Source organism: Algibacter pectinivorans (assembly GCF_900112595.1).
Classification (GTDB): Bacteria; Bacteroidota; Bacteroidia; order Flavobacteriales; family Flavobacteriaceae; genus Algibacter_B; species Algibacter_B pectinivorans.
In genome coordinates this window covers 174,665-195,937 of sequence record NZ_FOMI01000005.1, presented here as the reverse complement: position 1 = coordinate 195,937, position 21,273 = coordinate 174,665, and the positions used below count along the sequence as shown (strand labels likewise).

The 21,273-nt window shown below is 33.2% G+C and carries 19 protein-coding genes; 9 read left to right on the top strand and 10 right to left on the bottom strand.

Going from position 1 to position 21,273, the window contains the following annotated elements; genetic code table 11:
* Nucleotides 1-6: 6 nt before the first annotated feature.
* The 4 genes from BMY96_RS09430 to BMY96_RS09415 form a co-directional block, all read right to left on the bottom strand.
* Nucleotides 7-1,581 (bottom strand): glycoside hydrolase, encoded by a 1,575-nt coding sequence (locus tag BMY96_RS09430; protein ID WP_175473548.1) that lies wholly within the window; start codon nucleotides 1,579-1,581, stop codon nucleotides 7-9.
* Nucleotides 1,582-1,657: 76 nt separating this feature from the next.
* Nucleotides 1,658-3,238, bottom strand: coding sequence for a RagB/SusD family nutrient uptake outer membrane protein (locus BMY96_RS09425; protein WP_092851569.1), 1,581 nt, complete (start codon nucleotides 3,236-3,238; stop codon nucleotides 1,658-1,660).
* A gap of 5 nt (nucleotides 3,239-3,243) precedes the next feature.
* Nucleotides 3,244-6,267 carry a SusC/RagA family TonB-linked outer membrane protein gene (locus BMY96_RS09420; protein WP_092851568.1) on the bottom strand — a complete coding sequence of 1,008 codons (3,024 nt, stop codon included), beginning with the start codon at nucleotides 6,265-6,267 and terminating at the stop codon, nucleotides 3,244-3,246.
* Between the two features lie 45 nt (nucleotides 6,268-6,312).
* Entirely contained in the window at nucleotides 6,313-7,728 is a 1,416-nt protein-coding gene (locus BMY96_RS09415; RefSeq protein ID WP_139205236.1) for a hypothetical protein, read from the bottom strand.
* 324 nt (nucleotides 7,729-8,052) lie between these two features.
* Between BMY96_RS09415 and BMY96_RS09410 the strand changes: the two genes are divergently transcribed.
* From BMY96_RS09410 to BMY96_RS09390, 5 genes are all read left to right on the top strand, one after another.
* Nucleotides 8,053-8,940 (top strand): AraC family transcriptional regulator, encoded by an 888-nt coding sequence (locus tag BMY96_RS09410; RefSeq protein WP_092851566.1) that lies wholly within the window; start codon nucleotides 8,053-8,055, stop codon nucleotides 8,938-8,940.
* Between the two features lie 309 nt (nucleotides 8,941-9,249).
* Nucleotides 9,250-9,612 carry a fructose 1,6-bisphosphatase gene (locus BMY96_RS09405; RefSeq protein ID WP_092851564.1) on the top strand — a complete coding sequence of 121 codons (363 nt, stop codon included), beginning with the start codon at nucleotides 9,250-9,252 and terminating at the stop codon, nucleotides 9,610-9,612.
* 14 nt (nucleotides 9,613-9,626) lie between these two features.
* Nucleotides 9,627-10,445 carry a cell envelope biogenesis protein OmpA gene (locus BMY96_RS09400; protein ID WP_092851562.1) on the top strand — a complete coding sequence of 273 codons (819 nt, stop codon included), beginning with the start codon at nucleotides 9,627-9,629 and terminating at the stop codon, nucleotides 10,443-10,445.
* Nucleotides 10,432-10,920: a Rab family GTPase gene (locus BMY96_RS09395; RefSeq protein WP_092851560.1), complete on the top strand. Its 489-nt coding sequence runs from the start codon at nucleotides 10,432-10,434 to the stop codon at nucleotides 10,918-10,920. Before BMY96_RS09400 ends, BMY96_RS09395 begins: the two co-directional genes overlap by 14 nt.
* 5 nt (nucleotides 10,921-10,925) lie before the next feature.
* Nucleotides 10,926-12,440, top strand: a complete 1,515-nt coding sequence (locus tag BMY96_RS09390) for an ATP-binding response regulator (RefSeq protein ID WP_092851558.1) — start codon at nucleotides 10,926-10,928, stop codon at nucleotides 12,438-12,440.
* Between the two features lie 10 nt (nucleotides 12,441-12,450).
* Here BMY96_RS09390 and BMY96_RS09385 read toward each other — a convergent pair whose 3' ends face one another.
* From BMY96_RS09385 to BMY96_RS09360, 6 genes are all read right to left on the bottom strand, one after another.
* A complete protein-coding gene (locus BMY96_RS09385) occupies nucleotides 12,451-13,053 on the bottom strand; it encodes a nucleotidyltransferase family protein (RefSeq protein ID WP_092851556.1) in 603 nt (200 codons plus the stop codon).
* A complete protein-coding gene (locus BMY96_RS09380) occupies nucleotides 13,053-14,081 on the bottom strand; it encodes an XdhC family protein (protein ID WP_092851554.1) in 1,029 nt (342 codons plus the stop codon). Before BMY96_RS09380 ends, BMY96_RS09385 begins: the two co-directional genes overlap by 1 nt.
* 124 nt (nucleotides 14,082-14,205) lie before the next feature.
* A complete protein-coding gene (locus BMY96_RS09375; protein ID WP_092851553.1) occupies nucleotides 14,206-14,475 on the bottom strand; it encodes a hypothetical protein in 270 nt (89 codons plus the stop codon).
* A 464-nt stretch (nucleotides 14,476-14,939) separates the two neighbouring features.
* Nucleotides 14,940-15,254, bottom strand: coding sequence for a rhodanese-like domain-containing protein (locus tag BMY96_RS09370; protein WP_092851552.1), 315 nt, complete (start codon nucleotides 15,252-15,254; stop codon nucleotides 14,940-14,942).
* Between the two features lie 108 nt (nucleotides 15,255-15,362).
* Nucleotides 15,363-15,980 carry a thioredoxin family protein gene (locus BMY96_RS09365; RefSeq protein ID WP_092851551.1) on the bottom strand — a complete coding sequence of 206 codons (618 nt, stop codon included), beginning with the start codon at nucleotides 15,978-15,980 and terminating at the stop codon, nucleotides 15,363-15,365.
* 8 nt (nucleotides 15,981-15,988) lie between these two features.
* The gene (locus BMY96_RS09360) at nucleotides 15,989-16,534 is read right to left on the bottom strand and encodes a TlpA disulfide reductase family protein (RefSeq protein ID WP_092851681.1); all 546 of its coding nucleotides are present in this window, start codon (nucleotides 16,532-16,534) and stop codon (nucleotides 15,989-15,991) included.
* Nucleotides 16,535-16,838: 304 nt separating this feature from the next.
* On the opposite strand from BMY96_RS09360, the gene BMY96_RS09355 reads away from it, so the two are divergent.
* The 4 genes from BMY96_RS09355 to trpC all read left to right on the top strand — a co-directional run bounded on the left by BMY96_RS09355 (nucleotide 16,839) and on the right by trpC (nucleotide 21,249).
* Complete coding sequence (locus tag BMY96_RS09355; protein WP_092851549.1) at nucleotides 16,839-18,245, top strand: anthranilate synthase component I family protein; 1,407 nt, start codon at nucleotides 16,839-16,841, stop codon at nucleotides 18,243-18,245.
* A gap of 448 nt (nucleotides 18,246-18,693) precedes the next feature.
* The gene (locus BMY96_RS09350; protein WP_092851548.1) at nucleotides 18,694-19,260 is read left to right on the top strand and encodes an anthranilate synthase component II; all 567 of its coding nucleotides are present in this window, start codon (nucleotides 18,694-18,696) and stop codon (nucleotides 19,258-19,260) included.
* 130 nt (nucleotides 19,261-19,390) lie between these two features.
* The gene (gene trpD / locus BMY96_RS09345; RefSeq protein ID WP_092851547.1) at nucleotides 19,391-20,383 is read left to right on the top strand and encodes an anthranilate phosphoribosyltransferase; all 993 of its coding nucleotides are present in this window, start codon (nucleotides 19,391-19,393) and stop codon (nucleotides 20,381-20,383) included.
* An 83-nt stretch (nucleotides 20,384-20,466) separates the two neighbouring features.
* The gene (gene trpC, locus BMY96_RS09340) at nucleotides 20,467-21,249 is read left to right on the top strand and encodes an indole-3-glycerol phosphate synthase TrpC (protein ID WP_092851545.1); all 783 of its coding nucleotides are present in this window, start codon (nucleotides 20,467-20,469) and stop codon (nucleotides 21,247-21,249) included.
* The last annotated feature ends 24 nt before the right edge of the window (nucleotides 21,250-21,273 follow it).

The following is a 21,273-nucleotide window of genomic DNA, read 5'->3' as shown; positions in this document are numbered from 1 at the left end:
TAATAACTAATTGAGCTCTCCCTTTAACGTTACAATAGATTTAGCAGGAATTGATATAGCATCATATGCCACGGAAGCTTTTTTTAAATTATTTATTGTTGACGTGGTATAGGTATTAAATGTATCTCCCACCAATTCAAAGTCTTTAGTGTAATTTTTAAAGGAAATAGCTTTATTATTATCTGTATTATTAATACATACTAAAACTAAATCGTTGCTAACTGTACTTCTATAGCCTGAAATCATAAAATTTTCTACTGAAGTATTATCGCTATATTCTGGATTTAAAACTTCAAAACGAACCATACCAGGTCTTACAAATCGGCTAAAATTACCAAGTGCCCAAAGAAGTTTATTTTCCTTGTAAGTGCCATCTGTATGAAATGAACCATTAGAGTTAGGTTGATACAAAACAAGGTTAAACCGAAAGGGATGATCACCATAAGTAGATTGATTTAATGCTGTCCAAAAACTCCACCCTGTTGCGTTGCCAAATACTAAATCAGTATGAATGATACGGCTTAACCACAAAGCATAATCAATTTCTTTTAAAACAGAAGGATCTTTTCCTTGTTGGTAGGCTGTACCAAGCAAACTATATTCTGTTTGCCAATAATCTAATCCATAACTTGATAATGTCGTTTTTAAAGATTTTCGTTGTCTTAAAGACTCACTCGTAGTTTCATTACTCCAATAACTATGTGCAGCTACATGTTTTGAGATATTGTCTAAATCTCCAATATAATTAGCACTTGAACTATTAAAAAACTCACTTACCTGGTTTGAAGTATTATTCGTACCTTCAAACAAATACTTTAGTTGAGCTGCCTCTGGAATCATTATTTTAGTGTTAATATTTTTTTTACTAAAAACACTATCAATGATTCTCGTAACAGCTGCAACTTCTGAGTTCGATGCCTTAGTTCCTGACTGTTGAGCACTTCCAACATCGGAATTCCATTCGTATTGTGTTTCATTAAACGGACACACTGTTTCAAAGTTATACCCCTGGTTTTCATAGTTTTTTAATACGTCGGCAAGAAAATTTGCATAATCATCATATTTATCTACCTTGCAATTAAAACTAGGGACTTCTTCTGTACTAAACACGTATCCATTTTTTGTCATGAAATAAGGAGGTGTCCCCGCCCAGGCCGTAAATTTTGTCACACCATATTCTCTCGCTTTAGATAGAAACCATTGCTCTCCTTTTTGCTTGCTCCAGTCGTAATTTCCATTAGCGTTTAGATAACATTCTGTTTCTCTAAACCAATTGGAAGCAAAAAAACCGCTATTAGATTGATCTGCAGCCCCATCACCGATTATGGTCCTCCATAAAGAGAGACCAATACCTTCGGGATTACCCTGGCTATCCATTTCACTACTAAAAAGCAATTTAGCAACTTGATTTTTAGAAGTTTCAGGCCATTTCCCAATCCACTGGTCCTGAAAACCACCTGAAGCTCCAAAATGATCTATTTCTTGAAATAAATTGTGTAAATTAAGGGTTACTCTTTCTTCCAGCACATCAAACTTGGGGTCATTGGGACCTGTAGTGCTGTTAGCACTACATCCAGCCAAGACTCCTACAGTTAGAAAACACAGAATATACCTATTCAATTTTAACATCGTTTCAATTCTAAATTTCATTTAAAGATTAATACCCTGGGTTTTGCTTTATATTACCTCTAGATAATTGAATTTCTTCCGGAGGAATAGGCCATAACATATGGATATTTGGATCAAACAAGGCTCCACTATCTTGTGACTCTTTAAGATTTGTAGTTTCAAACGGGTCTGTACTTTCTTCTGTATTATACTTAACAAAAGACCCGTTTGGACCTAGTATTAACGCTATTCTAGGTACACCATTTATTTTTTGTCTTCTAATATCATAAAGTCTTTGTTGTTCTAAAGCAAGCTCCAAGCGTCTTTCCTTCCAAATAGCATCCCTTAAAGCTGTACCGGATAAGGACATATTAGTATCTAACCCAACTCTATCTCTCACCAATTTCATAGAGTTTCGTGCAGAGGTTTCATCATCATTAAAATACGCCGCCTCTGCATGAATAAGAATAACATCGGCTAACCTTAAATGAATGTACTGTCCTGGTATTTGACCTCTTGCGTAAGGCTCTGGTCTATCTGCTAATGGTGTGTAATACTTTCTATTGGTACGTCCTGATTTATTCTCAGATGGTATCCCATCAAATTCGGACACCTCTGGATCTCCAAATACTGGCTCACCATGCTTAATAATAGTAGACCTTAACCTTATATTATCACCTTCACTCAAGAAAGCATTTTCTAAGTCACTTGTAGGTGAACCCCAACCCCAGCCACGGTCGCCACGGCTACCATTAGTAATAGGGAATTGACCTCCAACCTCAGAAAATGTTGGATTATTAATAAACTCAACTGCAAAAATTGATTCGACACCATGAGCAAAACCTACCTTATAAAGGTTTGCAAAATCTGGTTCCAAAGCATATTCACCGGAATCCATTACCGTTTTAGCCATGGTTTGCGCTTTATCCCATTTTTCTTGATACAAGTAAACTTTAGCCAATAAGGATTGAGCCGCCCCCTTAGTAGCCCTTCCTAAATCGGTTGGTGCATACTCGCTTTTTCTTGGCAAACTACCTATAGCTTCTTTTAAATCTGCTTCTACAAACGCATACACATCTTCAACTGAAGCTCTTGTTTTGTCATTAATTGAAGGGTCCAAAATTTCATTGTAAGAAGACACTATTGGTACACCTCCAAAATTCCTTACTAAGTCGAAATAGAAAAATGCCCTAATAAATTTGGCTTCGCCAAGATATTGTTCTTTTTTCTCCAAGTCAATTTCGACACCCGGAATACGATCTAAAGCGATATTAGCACGTGTAATTCCTATGTAATGACTTTCCCAAAAAGAATTAAAATAAGTTGAACCCGGAAACACGTTGTATTGTGCTATTCCAAAAATATCTGGCCTAGGTTGCTCCGTATTACCAGCCCAATTATCATCGGTTGCCATTTCGTTAATTTGTCGCTGAAAATTAACTTGCCACCAACTTTCTCCATTTATCTTTCTGTAGATACCATTGATAAAATTTTCTGCGTTTTGGGCATTTGAAAAGAAATCATCCAACGTTTGCTTGCCTTGAACCGGCTGATCTAAAAAATCTTCTTTATCACACCCCACAAAGACTAGTGCTGTAATAATCGTTAAAAATAATACAATCTTTTTCATAATTTTTATAAAGTTAAATTTAGTCCTAATAAATATGTTTTGGATACAGGGTTTCTTCCAAAATCCACTCCTAGACCATCAATAATACCACCTGATTGAACCTCAGGATCAAAACCACTATAGTCTGTAATTGTAATAAGGTTTTGCCCTGAAACATAAAATCTACACTTTTGAAAACCTTTAACATCAAAGTTATACCCTAACTGAATATTACGCAATCTCAAATAAGAACCATCCTCTATAAAAAGGTCTGATGGATTCTTATAATTTCCATTTCTATCTAATTCTGTTAGTCTTGGAAATTTTGCATCTGTATTTGTTGGCGTCCATACAACATCTGTAGTACCAGCAAGCACATTAAGATTTTGTGTACCTGCTCGAATATATTCTAGATTACCATTATACACGTCATTCCCGAAGGTGCCATACCATTGCATAGATAAATCTATCTTTTTATATTGCATATTTAGATTTAAACCTCCAAAAAAATCTGGAAATGGGTTTCCTAAAGTCACTAAGTCTTCGTCGTTTAATTGACCATCACCGTTTTGGTCCACAAAACGTAAATCCCCAACTTGTGCATTTGGCTGAACAACCTTTCCATTTTCAGAGGTATGTGAGTTTAGCTCCGTTTGGTTTTGAAAGATACCGTCTGTTTTGTACCCTTGAAACAATCCCACAACCTCTCCTAACTCAGTTATTTTTACAAATCTATTCCCTAAAGTAGGTCTTCTTTGTCCTAAAATCAACTCATTACCTGGTGCTAACTCCACAGCTTTACTTTCATTTGATGATACAGTTAAATTAAGTCCTAAAGTAAAATCATTCCATTTTTTGTTATAACCTAAAGCTATATCAATACCTTTTGATTCAACACTACCTACATTTTGAGCCACCGTTCCTGGAACACCTGTATAATTGGGTAATTCAACTTGATTTAATAAATCTTCAGAAGTTTTAATATAGTACTCCGCAGAAAGTGTCAATTCATTATTAAACACCCCTAAATCAAACCCAAAATTTTTATCTTTTACGGTTTCCCATTTTAAATTAGGGTTTCCGAATTGCCCTAAGAAGTTAGATACCACACGCTGCCCCCCTAAAACATAATCATCCGAACCAATAGTAAAATCTGCGCCGTCTCTATTTATGTTTTGATTACCTACTTCACCTATTCCTATTTTAAGTCGCAAATTATTTACGGTTTCACTTTTGAAAAAATCTTCCGAATCGACATCCCAAGCAAATGAGGCACTAGAAAATATTCCTATCCTGTTCTCTTTCGGAAAACGAGAAGACTGATCAACTCTTACTGACGCGTTAATTGTATACTTTCTATCATAGCTATAAATTGTTCTAAAAACACCCGAAAGTATATTTTGAGTACCCTGATTTCCTGACGCTCTTATAGTCTCGCCTTCTGCCGCGTCTAACTGCCATAAATTTTGGTCGGTATTACTAGGAAGCCCATCGGCATAACCACGTAAATAATTTGTGTTTTCTGAGTCAAACAGAATTCCACCTAATAAATTTAAGTAATGCTTTTTATTTATAGTTTTATCAAAAGCTATTGTATTATTAACAACGTAATCAAAATTTTGAGTTACATTTTTAGTATAGTTATTAATTTCGTTCTGACGATTAGGCCCAATAAAATATTCAGGATTAAAAACCTCCCATGTTAAAGACGTTACATTAAGACCTAGTTGAGAAGTAAAAGTTATGTCTGGTGTTATTTTAAAATTTAACTGGGTATTAGAAAACAAACCAAAGAATTTGTTTTCTGTAAACTGCCTTGCTAATTGCGCAACTGGATTGGGTACCAAATTTTCTGACAAACCAAAAATACTATATTCGTTGCGCCCTACTCGTTCGCTTTGAGAAACATAAACAGGTGTTAAAGGGTCTATCCTAAGTGTATTAAATAATAAATTAGGGGTGTTTTCATAGCTCTCAAACCTAGGGCTAATATCCTGTTTTAAAGTAACCCTATCCGATAGTTCAAAATCTATATTAAAACGCCCTGTAACTCTTTGATAATACCCTTTATTATAATTGGATTGTTGATCGAAAAAACTAACACTTGCGCCATATTTAATCTTTTCACTACCTCCTGACGCTCTTAAATTAGCATTAACAACTGGAGCAAAATCCTCAACAACCTCATTCCACCAATCCGTGCCTGCCCCATAGTCTTCAGGATTATAAAGTGGTGCAGTGCCATCATTTATTCTTCGAGTATTAATAACACTTATATACTCTTGTGCATCGGCTACTGCTATCCTATCCCAACCCTGAACACCGTAATTAAAATCAAAATTAACTACAGGTTTACCAGACTTACCTCTTTTTGTAGTAATTAGAATTACACCGTTTGAAGCTCTAGAACCATATATAGCAGAAGCTGCCGCATCCTTTAAAATATCCATACTACTTATATCTTGCGGGTTCACAGCATTTAAGGAAGTGCCACTTGGCTGCAATACACCATCTACAACTATTAAAGGACTCGAGTTACCTAAAATAGTAGTTACACCACGCACTAAAATTCTAGGCGATGCTCCTGGAGACCCACCAGAAGACAAAACCTGCACACCAGCTGCTTTTCCTTGTAGCGCTTCAGCAGCATTACTAGCTACTTGTTTAGATATTTCTTCACCATCTATAGAAGCTATTGATGTTGCAATTTTATCTTTTTCTACTGAGCCATAACCAATAACCACAACTTCATCTAACTTAGCATTGTCAGTTACCATTATTACTGGTATTTTACTTCTGCTATTTACACTAATTTCTTGTGTTTTATAACCTATATAACTAAATACTAATATCGCGTTGTTTCTAGTAGATATGGTATAGTTGCCATCAAAATCTGAGGCAACACCATTTACCGTGTTTTTTTCTATAACATTAACCCCTGGTATTGGTTGCCCTTGGCTATCTGTAATTGTCCCTTCAATAATATTTTGTGCTTCTGCCGTAAAACTAAAGCTAAGGACTCCTAATATAATTAAAATTATTTGTTTCATTTAATTAGTTGTTTGTTTGTTATTTTTTTTATTTACAAGAGTTCTTTATCTATTTTTCACTACGAGTCTGTTTAAATGAGTATCGAACACAAAAGTATAATCCTTGTTTAATGAACTGTCATCAAAAACATAGTTAGCTCCAGCATTAGGTATTGTTACTGACGGGTCATTGGCATCTACTCTCCAAAACGGACCCCAACCTTCTGGATTTGCATTTAATATAAAACCATTAGCACCATTATCATCAGGTTGATCTTGAGCAGTAACATCTATAGTCCACAAATACGGGTTATTGCTATCTGGAATAAAAGGCTTTCCAGACAAAAAGTGCCAACATCTTGTACTTCCATCTGAATTATCAACGCAGGTAGAGCTTGTTGCGTCTAGATAAACACCACGACCCAAAACATAAACTTGATCAAAAGCTGTATCGATCGGCACATAAGGTTCTACAACATAACTTTGATCTCTTAAATCCATAGTTATTTCATAATAACCAACACCAGGCACAACAATTGGACTTACTGAGGCATCATTACCTAAAATCAATTCACCCATAGCATTAGGATCCGCTCCAAAACTATAGGGCTCGAACGCGGTTTGTTGAGGAATAAATCTCACTTCTGAATTAGGAGTCGAAGAATAATATTTACCTGTAAAAACATAACCATCTTCTGTACTAGCTGTACTAGCAATCGTACTATAAGGAACACCAAACAAGTCATCATTTAAAGCAGCATTACTAGTTACATCTGTAATATACATAACCTCAAAAAGCAATTCGTCTAGCACATTTACTGATATTGTTTCTGTCCTTATATTCCCAGAGGCATCAGTTACAGTTATTGCAAATTCATAGTTACCTAAAGTACTTATATCTAAAGCTCTTATGTAATTATAAGTCTCACCTGAAATCGCCTTAGTTTCATTTAAAACACTACTTTCAATTTTAAATTCAGCAAGTTCTGCATCAGAAACAGTAATATCCAATACAATCTCATTACCGTCTCCTATTAAAACTGTTGATTGATTAGTAGGGCTAACAATTTGTATCGTTGGGTTAGTTACATCCTTATCTAAAGTTACCACAACATTTTTAGTTATTTGATTCCCTCCTACATTATATGCAGTTATAACAATAGTATGCACACTATTCATCTCTGCATCATCGGGAACTATAAAATCATAAGCCAACTCATAAACATCAGGTAAAGAGTCCTTAAAAATAGTTTTATCTAAAAACCAAGACTCATACTTAATATTAATCGATTTAATTCCTGCCGGATCGGAAATTCCTGCTTCAAAAGTAAGAGTTTCACCTGGTAAAGAAGAAATAGCATCCACAAACGATATAAACTCTGGGGTAGAATTTATTCCTTGAGAATCATCTTCATCATTACAACTCATTATAGTCATAACAATGCAGACTACAAACAGTAAACTTGTTTTCATTTTTTTCATTTTTTAGTTGTTTAGTTTTATTCAATTCATGGCAACAACAAAACATAGACATTTTTACAATTTACTCCTAAAAAAAAGACCTACTTAAACTTACAATAATTAACAATATCATAAAATTTTGCCGTTATTTACAATATAACACAATAATTTAGTGTTATTTTACAAATTTACAGCATTAAGCCCCTCCACCTATAGACAAAAAAAGCATATACATGGACAAAATTACTTTACACCTTTAAAAACAGCACATATAACAAAAGCATTTAAGCTTTTAACACCTTAAAAGCAATGCTATTTATATAAAAACCAAACAATCAGAAAAAAATGGATATAAATAATTTAAAAGAAGGTTTTCTAGGGCAAAAAATGGTTGCATTCCCAAAACCCATTTTAGAACAAATTAAAAACAATCCTATTTCAAAAAATTTTTATATTAGTGACCTAGGCTATTACCCTGTAGCAAATCACCATTTTCGATCAAGAAAAAAAGGATCTAAAGAATTTATTTTTATTTATTGCACAAAAGGTAAAGGAGAAATTATTATAAACAACAAAAAAACATTAATTACTCCAAACAGTTTTTTTATAATACCCAAAAAAACAAAACATGAATATAAAGCAGATGATACTAACCCATGGAGTATTTACTGGTTTCATTTTAACGGGCCTTTTGGTAAAGAAATTTACAATCGCTATTCAAAAACAGATAGCAATAATTATAAAAACATTTCCTTTTCAAAAAGCATTATAGACCAATTCAATAAAATCTTTGACCTATTTAACAATAATTACCTATTAAACCATATAGAATACGCAAACCTATTGAGTCTTAATTTTATAAGTTCATTTGTTTATTACGATTTTCAGTCTATTAGTAATACTCAGCAAAATAAAAACTTAGTAGATTCTGTTAAAGATTATTTACTTAATAATTTAGACAAAAACTTTACCCTAGATGAACTTGCTTCTAAATTCAATTATTCCAAGTCGTACCTACATTCCAAATTTAAATTAAACACAGGTTACCCCGTACTCGTTTTTTTTAAACTAAAAAAAGTACAAAAAGCATGCGAATATTTAAGTTACACAGATCTAAGCATTAAAGAAATTAGCTACCAAATAGGGTTTAACGACCCTCTATATTTCTCAAGAATATTCAAGAGTTTTATGGGAAAATCCCCCAGAAATTACAAGCAAAGTCAAAGAAAATAAATTTATTACAAAATAGAAAATACAAGTCTAAAACAATCCCACTACTTCCTAACAAAAATTTATTAAAAAAACACAGATAACAAAAACCTAAAATTACAACATTTAATTAAGTCTTTACACAAAACAGAATTATTAACTACATACCTCTACAACCACTTTTTTTTAAACTTAATCACGCATTAAACCCTAAAGCAACAAACCTTTACTACTAGACAGTTCTACCAACGTAAACCTAAAAAATGAAAAAACATATCACATATTGTGTTTTTTAAACTACTTTTGTGTGAATAGGTTAATACCACTGCGAAAATGAAAGAACAAGTAAAAGAAGAGACTCCGGAAAATTTGAATGGCAAGCTTAATTCTGCTAATTCAAAAATTGACGCCATTAAAGAACTTATTTTTGGTGAAAATATTCAGGCTTACAATTCGGAATTTGAAGCTTTAAAAGCTGATATTATAGCTAAAAAAGAAGAACTTCAAAACTTAATAGGTACTGTAGAATCTGAAATTTTACAAAATATAGATACCTTAAGCACAGATATTAATATAAGAATTTCCGATTTAGAAAAATCTGTTGAAGATAAATTAGACAACCTCGATGAGAAAAAAGTGAACCGAAAATTACTAGGTGAACTTTTTATAAAATTAGGTGAGAAAATTAGTGACTAAATACTACTGCACTAATGAATCAAGATGAAAAACTAAGTATCATTAAAGATATTCTGCTTACAGACGAGCGGGAGTTTACCTCATCTATCGAAAAAAAAATTAAAAGTCTTGAAAAAACCATTAATGAAAAGGAAAAGCTATCTGGTAAGGTAGACCCTATCATTGATGATAAGCTAAACAACTTTATAAAGGAAATTCCTAAAACCTTAGGACCAACCATTACCAAAACTTTAAAGGAAGAAATTAAAAACTCGCAAGATGCTGTTGTAGAAGCCCTTTTCCCTATTATAGGAAAAATGATAAAGCGTTATATACAGCATGAAATGAAGTTACTATCCGATAAAATTAACACGCAGGTTAATAACACATTTTCTTTTAAAGGTATTTTTAGAAAAGCCAAGTCTAAGGCATCTGGTGTTAATGAATCCGATTTAATACTGCAAGAACTAAGCAATACTAAAATAGAACAAGTAATTATAATTGAAAAAGGTTCTGGTATTGTTTTAGCCGAATTTTCTAAAAACATAACCACAGACGAAGACATGGTTGCAGGTATGCTAACCGCTATTAAAAGTTTTGTTGAAGATGCCTTTAAAAAAGAAAGCCAGAACTTACAGCATATAGATTACGACCTTTACCACATTCATCTTCAAAATTTTTCTTCGTTTTATATTGCAGTAGTTATATCCGGAGCATACAACATTATATACCAAGACAAATTAGAGGATAAAATACTAGATTTTACAAGCAAACAAAAAGTGTCTGACATTTTAAATAATAAAACATTAATAAACCAAAAACTCGAAGATTTCTTTAACGATGATAGCATCTAAAAAAATAGTTTTAATTGGTCATTTTGGGGTTGGAAAAACATCTTTAATTAGACGTTTTGTTGAAAACACATTTTCCGAAGATTATAAAGTTACAATAGGAGTTCATATTTCTAAAAAAACTTTAGAATTATCTGAAGACCAATCTGTTTCCTTTATTATTTGGGATTTAGAAGGGCAAGATGACATAAAAAAAACCAGAGTATCGTACCTACTTGGTACACATGCTTTTATTTATGTTTTTGACCTATCACGACCTTCGACCTTTGAAAATTTAAAAAGCGAAATTAATTACTTACATGAAAACTACTCTAAAATTCCACTTAAAGTAGTTGGAAATAAAGTCGATTTAGTAAATAAAGAATATTTAACACAGTATAACGATGAATTTGATGATTTGGTCGATTTATTTGTTAGTGCTAAAAATGGTAGCAGAGTTGAATCTCTTTTTTCTAAATTAGCTAAAGAGTTAATTTAGAAGCTATGTTAGAAGCGTATAAAAAGAAATATCACCAAAACAATTTTCAATACATTCTAGTAGACAATTTTGGCGCTGTCCTAGAAACGGATAATAATCTTTTTACAGTACAGCCCAAATCGCTTTTACAAGACTGTCATCCATTTTTCGAAATATTAACTGATTTACTACAAGTTAATGATGAAACTTTTGAGTTTTCATGTATTAATCTCGAATTTAATAATAAAATTCTTATTGCCGATATTATTATAATATCTCAAAATAAAAACGAGAACCTTATTATTTTAGAAGATTTAACAAAGCACTACAACAACTACCAACTTACTGCACAAACTAGAAACGAATCCATTATAAACTCTCAAGTTTTAGAATTAAAAAACGAGTATTTATTAGAAAAGGAAACCTTTAAAAACAACTTTATAGCAAACTTTAGCCATCAACTAAGAAATCCTATAACGGCGTCTATTATTTTTAGCGATTTACTAATTAACAGTAATTTGAATGCCGATCAAAAAAATTATCTAGACATTATTCAATCTGCAAATAAAGACTTAAAAACTAGGATTGAAGATATTTTAGATATTTCCAAAATTGAATCTGGTAAATTAAGTTTAAACGATAAAGTTTTTGATTTTGGCAAACTACTAAATGATATTATTACAGGCTATAAAATTTTGGCTAATAATAAAGGATTAGAATTCAATTTCAATCTACAGGAAGGACTTCCAGAATACGTTAAAGCAGACCAGTATAGATTAAAACAAATTATCGCTAATTTACTTACAAATGCTATAAACAACACGCATACAGGAAGCATTACATTAAATGTGTCGCTAAATTATGTACGAGCTAAAAAAGCGAATATTCACTTTGAAATTATGGATACTGGCATTGGTATTGAAGCCTCAAAAATCGATACTATTTTTGAAAGATTCACCAAATTAGATGCTGCAGCTCGTAACGATAAGCGTATTGGTTTAGGCCTATCTATAGTAAAGTATTTAATTTCTGAAATGCAAGGTAATATTAAAGTAGAGAGCGAAATAAATAAAGGCTCTAAATTTACCTTTAACCTTAGTTTTAAGCTTTCAAACCACCGCGAAAGCATAAAAGAAGAACTCCTAAAATACCAGGTTCCTAAATTAAATAAAAAGTACCATATTTTACTTGTAGAAGATTCTGAATTAATACAACTTACTATTTTAAAAATACTAGCTGCAACTGGTCATTTTTATATTAATATTATTTCAAAAGGAGAAGAACTGGTATCCAACATTATAAACAAAGATGTCGATTTAATTTTATTAGCTAATACCATTCAAGATTTTTCTGCAATGGACCTAGCAGCTTCGGTACGTAACCTATCTAGAGAATATAAAAAAACACCAATTATTGTTTTGTCTACACAAGCCTTTAAGGAAGATATAAAACGTTTTAAACAGGCTAAAATAAATGACGTTGTTACAAAACCTTTTGACGAGACCATTTTATTAGAAAAAATTTATAAGCACATGAAGTAGTGTATTAAAACTACTCGCTTTTCCCTTTTACTAACTTGTTATAATCTTTAGGCGTATCCACATCAAACAATACATCTTCAGAACTCGTTTTTATGCTAATAACACGTTCTTTATGATTAACTAAAAATAGCTTAGCACCTTTATCCCCTTTTAAGTTTAATAGCGCATCATAATAAACGGCAGGAAAAAGAGCTGGTACGCCATGGCCATTTGCATAGTTAGATGCTACTATTTTTCCATTGTTATTTTTAAAACAGTTAATAATTTTATTAATATAGTCTGAATCTACGTGCGGTTGGTCGGCAAGTAAAAACAAAACACCTTCTGGTAATGGCTGTAATGTTTTTAAATGAGTAACCGCCACAGAAATACTAGAACTTAAACCAAGTTCCCATTTCTGGTTATCAATAACCGTTACACTGTGGTTTGTTAGAGTATGTTTTAAAACTTGAAAATTGGCTCCAAGAACACAACTTATATAATTAACATCAGAGACTTCTACCTGTTTAATAACATGTTGTAAAAGTGTAGTTCCTTTATAAGGAAGTAATTGTTTTACACTACCCATTCTAGTCGCTTTTCCTGCTGCCAATATAACCGCTGCAATACACATTACAACTGCGTGTGAATTTTACCTGTTATGGTTTTTAAACTAACGGGGTTTTTATTTCTTATGGTTGCTAAAATTTCAGATAAAATAGAAATTGAAATTTCCTCTGGAGTAATAGCACCAATATTTAATCCTGCCGGACTATGTATGCTATTTATAAATGTTTCTTTTAATTCTGGAATATAATCGAACAAATCATTTTCTAGCTGATTACGTCTTTTGGCCGATCCTAAAACACCAATATATGGTAATTTACAATCTTGTAGTCTTACCAAATAACTTAAATCTTGTGCAAAATTATGAGTCATTAAAACAACCGCACTATTAGAGTCTAATGTGCTTATATCAAAATTTTCTGGAGTGTTAGAGCTTACCGCCGTTGCTCCCGGAAAATCATTGAGAGTTTTAGGGTCTTTAATTGATGAAACCACATGTATCTGCCACCCTAATAACGAAGCTGCTTTACAAAGCTTAACAGCATCATGTTCGCCTCCTATAATAACCAACTTAAAACATGGTAGTAGTGTTTGCTTAAAAACGCTTAATGCAGGAACAACCATTGAAGCACGTTTAACCGCCGAAAACGTAAATGTTGCCCCTTTACTAAAAGCAAGTACCGAATAAAAGTCGCCCTCAACAGCATCTTTTTTCTCGTAAAAGGAAGATAGTGTCATAGATTCTCGCGCTTCTACTTTACTAGTAAACGTTGTATAAAATTCATCTGAAACTTTAAAAGTCTCTAAAAGAATATATAGAACACCTTCGCAACCTAAGCGGTAACGCCCATCGTAGGTCATCATTTTAGAAACTCCTGTTTTAAACACAGATTGTGCACTGCGTTGCACTTCCTTTTCTACACAACCACCACTAACTGCGCCAACCATGGCACCATTGCTAGACAATAACATTCTAACACCCGGACGCCTGTAGGACGAACCATCTAAAGCCACCACAGTAGCAAGAACATTTTTAATGCCTAGTAGCTCATTTTTTCTGGCTTCTTGGGCTATAAGTTTTAATTCGTGGGTCATTCAACTAAGATAGAAAAAGAAATTTAAAATTATCTAGCTATTTCTAGACAACAACGCTAAAACCATGTTAAAAAAAAGCTCCAATGTTTTTTAACATTGGAGCTTTTCTAGATGATAGAATTACTTAACTTACTTTTTGCTTTTCTTTCATCTTTTTTAACAACATTAATTCATGTTGAATCTCTTCTTTTCTTTTGTTAAATTTCCTTACGCGCTCATCAATTAACTCTTGATTTTTTATTCGAGCTTGTCGCCTAAGTTGCGCTTTTTCTAACTCTTTCTGTTGTTGTTTTTTCTGGTTCATTTTCTCTCTCGCTACAGATAGATAAGAAAAACCATAAATACTTAAAAACAGTAGCGCTATCAGGCCTAAAATGATATAACCGTTTTCCATGACGTGAATATAATTAATTGCTATTAATACTTAAAAGGTAAACTTTAAATAAAAATACGCAATTACGTAATAACGTAAAAATTAAAAAGATAAAGTACTTAAAAAGTAGTTAAACAAGCTAACCAAAACATAAATTAACGATTAAACCTAAGATCATTTTCAATCTATTAAAACGTTTGCTAGATCCTAAGTATTAAATTTAAAACCAAAAAAATTTAAAACCACCATTTTTTATTCAGCTAATTGCAACAGCAAAAAATCAATCTTAAGTAGACTATAAATTTTTAATATTTTTAAAACTTTTTTGGTGCAAGCCATAAACTATTAAAAAAAGTAACACCTTCTAACATTTTTATGCTAAAAAGGTTTTAAATATTAAGATGTTATTTTCATTCTTAGTTAGATTAAACACCACCACGCTAAAAACAAAATAAAACCAGACCGTTCACAACATTTATAACTCACTACAAATCCACAACATCGCCAGTCCATTCTAACATGCCGCCTTCAAGGTTATATGCATTTTCAAAACCTAACTGCTCCATGATTTGGCAAGCTTGACCGCTTCTGTTTCCAGAACGACAATACACGTAGTAATTTTTACTCTTATCAAGGCCTTCAATTTCATTAATAAATTCTTGACCCTTATAAATATCTATATGAATGGCATTTTCAATAATTCCATCGGCCACTTCGGCATCGGTTCTTACATCTAGCACAACTGCATTAGTATCGTTGGCTAACTGTTCTGCCCATTCTTCCTGTGTTAAATCTTCCATGTTTTATTTAAATATTGATGTTATACAAAATTAACATAACTAAATGTATAGACGAAAAAAAATCCGAAGTATTACACTTCGGATTGTAAACAGCCAATACTGTATGTTTTAAACTTTTATGGTGCATCCAATTGCTTTGGTTTCTTTTTGCTCCACTTCTTTTCCTACTAATAAGGCATCAACCGCATTTTCAACAAATTTTACTTTTACTGCCGATGCATCCGTATGGTTATCATCAATAGCACCAATATATTTTACAACATTACCCTTATTAGTTTTCTCAAGCACATAAATATGTGGTGTTTTGGTAGCGCCAAATTTTGGATATACATGTTGTCCTTCATCTATTAAATAAGGAAAAGTAAAACCTTTCTCCTCTGCTCTCTTTTTCATTTCTGGTAAAGCATCGCCTGGTTTTACATCTGTATTATTTGGCATAATGGCTATAACAGGATAACCTTTTGGTGCATATTTTTCATTTAAGGCTTGTATTCTATCTTCGTACATCACTGCAAACGGACAGGTGTTGCAAGTAAAAGTTACAATAAACCCCTTGGCCTCTTTATAATCTGATAAGGACACCATGTTACCATCAATATTTTTTAACGAAAAATCTTCGGCTATATCGCCAATACCATAACCGTTACTTACGGTTTTATTTAAAGTAAATGCACTAATAAAAAGCACAAGAATTGCTGCCGGAACTAATTTTATTAATTTTTTCATACTATATCTTATTTTAAAAATTGATTAACTTCTTGTTGTAACTCTTCGTAATTAAAAGATTGCTCATAAAACCTACTCGTGTCATTTTTGTAAATAACTGTGGCAGGAATGGAACCCGACCAACCTTTATCTACTTTAGGAATCCAACTATTCATGTCTGGATCTTCCAATACAATAACTTTCGATTTTAAAGCGTTTTCCTTAATAAAAGGCTTCAGTTTTTTATCATACATATGCGGAAAATCTAAACTCACCAAAATCACCTCAACATTCTTACTTTGGTATTCGCTATTTAATTTTTCAAAATAAGGTAACTCTTTTACACAAGGTGCACACCAGGTAGCCCAGAAATTAACAACGTAGGTTTTATCATCTTTTTTATTTAAAAATTGCTCAAAACCTGCAAAATCATAAATCTCAAGTTTAACATCATTAGTTTCACTGGTATTTACGGCAACTTCTTTGGTAGTTTCCTTAACCACTTCGGTTATCTTACTATTTTCTTTACAACTTGCCATTAAAAGAATAGCAACAAATAATGCTTTTAGTTTCATAACTATAAAATTAAATAATACTTCTTTGCATTTCTTATAGTTTAACAAACTTTTATGTAAAAAACGATTCAAAGTTTTGTGTAAAACTATTTTCATCTTTATATTTGGACCAATTAAAACAAAAAAATGAATTCAATTTTAAATAATACTTGGTGGTGGAGCTTTCGAAACTAATCTTCGTGAAGTAAAACCCTAGTATATTTAAAACTTAAAAATATTCAAAAGGCTTGTCATTCACGACAAGCCTTTTTTTATTTATAAATATTTTTGTTTTCGCCTAAGCGGAAATTTATAAAAACATAAAATGAAAAAATTTAGTCTTTATACACACCACAAACGCATTTTAACAGATACCATTACACCTGTAACGGTTTATTATAAAATACGCGATAAATACCCAAATAGTATTTTATTAGAAAGTGGCGATTATCACAGAAGCCATAAAAACTTCTCATACATTTGTTTTAATCCTATTGCTACAATTAAGGTAGAAAACGAAGTGATTTCAGAAACATTTCCAGACGGCAGCACCACAACTTTAAACATTACTAAAGATGTTAATGTGGCCGACGAAATACACAAATTCACTAAAAAATTCGATACCAAAACCGACGAGGATTTCAAGTTTATAAACAACGGTATTTTTGGTTACACCGCTTACGATGCTGTTCGGTATTTCGAAGATGTTCAAATTAGTAAAAAAGACGACTCGGTGATTATTCCAGACATGTACTATGCCGTTTACAAAAACATCATAGCCATAAACCACTTTAAAAACGAAGCTTACATATTTGCGCATTGTTATGAAGACACCGAAAACAATATCGATGCCATAGATAAACTTATAAACGTTCAAAATTTCGCGTCATATAATTTTAGTTCTAAAGACGATATTAAGTCTAACCTTACCGACAACGAATTTAGAAACCAAGTTGAAATAGCAAGAAAACATTGCCAACGCGGAGATGTGTTTCAATTGGTATTATCCAGACGTTTTTCTCAAGAATTTACGGGCGACGATTTTAATGTATACCGCGCTCTAAGAAGCATAAACCCATCGCCTTACCTATTCTATTTCGATTATGGCGATTTTAAAATTTTCGGCAGCTCGCCAGAAGCACAACTTATTGTCGACGATGGTTTAGCAGAAATACACCCCATTGCAGGAACCTTTAAACGTACTGGCGATGAGCACAAAGACGAAATTTTAGCCGAAAAACTAAAAAACGACGACAAAGAAAACGCAGAACACGTTATGCTAGTCGATTTAGCACGAAACGATTTAAGTCGCCACGGTAGCGGAGTAAAAGTAGTTACCTATCGCGAAGTTCAGTTTTTCTCTCACGTTATCCATTTGGTAAGTAAAGTAACAGGACAAAAACACAAGGAAACATCAACCATGCAAGTCGTGGCCGATACCTTTCCAGCAGGAACCCTAAGCGGCGCGCCAAAACACCGCGCCATGCAACTCATAGAAGATTACGAAAAAACCAGCCGAGGCTACTACGGTGGCGCCATTGGTTTTATGGATTTCGATGGCAATTTTAACCACGCCATAATGATTCGTACTTTTTTAAGTAAAGACTATAAATTAAACTGGCAAGCCGGCGCAGGATTGGTATCAAAATCCAATCAAGAAAACGAGCTGCAAGAAGTATATAATAAACTAGGAGCACTAAAAAAAGCTATTAAATTAGCCGAAAACATTTAAAGTATGGGCGTTACCACAAGGGTCGGGCTTTACGCTATACCTGCCGGCAGGCAGGCAGGCAGGCAGGTCTTTTTTTGCCATTTATGGCAGCAAAAAAAGGATGCCGCTGCAATCCCTAACGCAAGTTAGAAGTTAGAAGTTAGAAGTTAGAAGTTAGAAGTTAGAAAGATTAAAAATAAATTGAAAGTAAAAAATAAAAATAGCAGAAAGTCAACACCTGTATCAATTCGTAGAATTGAACATCAAGACGCAGAATAGATGAAGAAAAGCTCCGAAAACAGGAGAACGGAGTTCGACGCGGAGTTTTCAAATCGGTTTTCAGTTTTTACTGAAAAATTCCTCGGCTTGATCTTGATTTTTTGGTTCGTCCCGATAATTATCGGGATGAACAGAAATATAAAAAGATTAACTAAAAATAGATTCCTGCCTACGCAGGAATGATAAACAGATGAAAAAAGTATTAGTTATAGACAATTACGACAGTTTCACATACAATCTGGTACATTACCTAGAAGATTTAAACTGTAATGTAACCGTAGTAAGAAACGACAAATTAGCTTTAGAAGATGTGGAGGCTTTCAATAAAATTGTATTGTCGCCAGGTCCTGGAATTCCAGACGAAGCCGGTTTACTAAAACCAATTATCGAAAAATACGCCGCAACAAAAAGTATATTAGGTGTGTGTTTAGGTCAGCAAGCCATTGGCGAAGTTTTTGGAGGTTCACTTATAAATCTAGACGATGTGTATCATGGTGTAGCCACCAATGTTACCATTAGTGTAGACGACGAATATATTTTTAAAGGCTTAGATAAAAATATCGAAGTAGGTCGTTACCATTCATGGGTGGTAAGTCCAGAATTACCAGAAAGTTTAGAAGCCACCTCATTCGATGCAAACGGACAAGTCATGTCTTTAAGACATAAAGTCTATGATGTAAGAGGCGTGCAATACCACCCAGAATCTGTATTAACACCCGATGGAAAGAAAATTTTAAAAAACTGGGTTGAAAATTAGTCGCAGTATGCAGTGGCAGTAAACAGTGGCAGTAAACAGTGGCAGTAAACAGTGGCAGTAAACAGTGCTTACTCGATTGAAAAAAGTATAATTAAATAAAAGATTCCTGCCTTCGCAGGAATGAAAGAAAATGAAAGATATACTCAAAAGATTAATAAATTACGAAACTATCTCAAGCGAAGAAGCTAAACAAGTTATCGTTAACATATCCAACGATATGTATAACCCTAGCCAAATAACGTGTTTTCTATCGGTTTTCATGATGCGAAGTATTACTATACAAGAGTTAAAAGGTTTTAGAGACGCCCTACTAGAGCTATGTTTACCAATAAATCTGTCCGATTTTAATGCCATAGATATAGTAGGAACCGGTGGCGATGGCAAAAACACCTTTAACATCTCTACCCTATCATCTTTTATTACGGCAGGCGCAGGAGTTCATGTATCTAAACACGGCAATTATGGTGTGTCATCAACATCCGGATCATCCAATGTAATGGAACATTTAGGTGTAAAATTTTCTAATAACGAAGATTTCCTAAAGCGATGTTTAGACCAAGCAGGAATTTGCATATTACATGCACCACTGTTTCATCCAGCAATGAAAAACGTAGCACCAATACGAAGAGAATTAGGTGTAAAAACGTTTTTCAATATTTTAGGTCCTTTGGTTAATCCATCGTTTCCTAAAAACCACGTATTAGGTGTTTTTAACTTAGAGGTTTTAAGGCTATATAGTTTTTTATATCAAAACACAGGTAGCAACTATAATATTGTTTATGCATTAGATGGTTACGATGAAATTTCGTTAACAGGAAAAGCAAAAATTATTTCAAACCACACCGAAAAACTTTTCTCTCCAGAAGATTTAGGGGTTGCAAAAATAAAACAAGAAGCCATTTTTGGTGGCGATACCATAACAGATGCCGCAAACATATTTGTTGATATCATTAGCGGTAAAGGAACCGAAGCACAAAACAACGTCGTTTGCGCCAATGCAGGATTAGCTATTGCAACATCAAAACAAATTTCGCATCAAGCAGGTTTTGAAATTGCAAAAGACTCCCTGTTTTCTGGTAAAGCTAAAACCAGTTTAGATAAATTGATTGAGTTAAGTAAATAAAAAAGTTCGCAGTTGGCAGTAACCAGTTAGCAGTTTGCTCACTGAGGACTGAGGACTGAATACTGAATACTGAAGACTAGAACATGAATATACTAGATAAAATAACACTTGATAAACGCAAAGAAGTTGAGCTTCGAAAAAGCCTAATTCCAACCTCTCAATTAGAACAATCTGTTTTATTTGAAAGACAAACCGTATCCTTAGCAAACAACCTACGCCACAGTACATCTGGAATTATAGCAGAACATAAACGTCGTTCGCCATCAAAATCTGTAATTAACAACAGTTTAAATGTGCAAGACGTAGCAAAAGGGTATCAAGATGCAGGTGTTTGCGGTATGTCTGTTTTAACGGATGGCAAGTATTTTGGCGGTTCGTTAGACGATTTACTAACAGCAAGAGCAAGTTGTAACTTACCTTTACTAAGGAAGGAATTTATAATAGACGAGTATCAAATGCTTGAAGCTAAAGCTTACGGCGCAGATGTTATTCTACTTATCGCTGCAATTTTATCTAGAGATGAAATAAAACAATTCTCTGAGTTTGCTAAAAGTTTACATCTTGATGTACTTTTGGAAGTGCATAACGAAGAAGAGTTACATAAATCTATTATGCCAAGTTTAGACATGCTTGGTGTTAATAACAGAAACTTAAAAACCTTCGATGTTAGTTTAGACACCAGTAAAAGTTTAAGCGGCCTTATACCAAACGATTTTGTAAAAGTATCGGAAAGTGGTATAAGTAATATTGAAGCTATAAAGGAATTACAACCATATGGGTACCAAGGTTTTTTAATTGGAGAAAACTTTATGAAAACAGATAATCCTGGAACAAGTGCAACCGAATTTATAAAGGGCCTCCTCTAACTCCTCCAAAGGAGGAGAACTTTT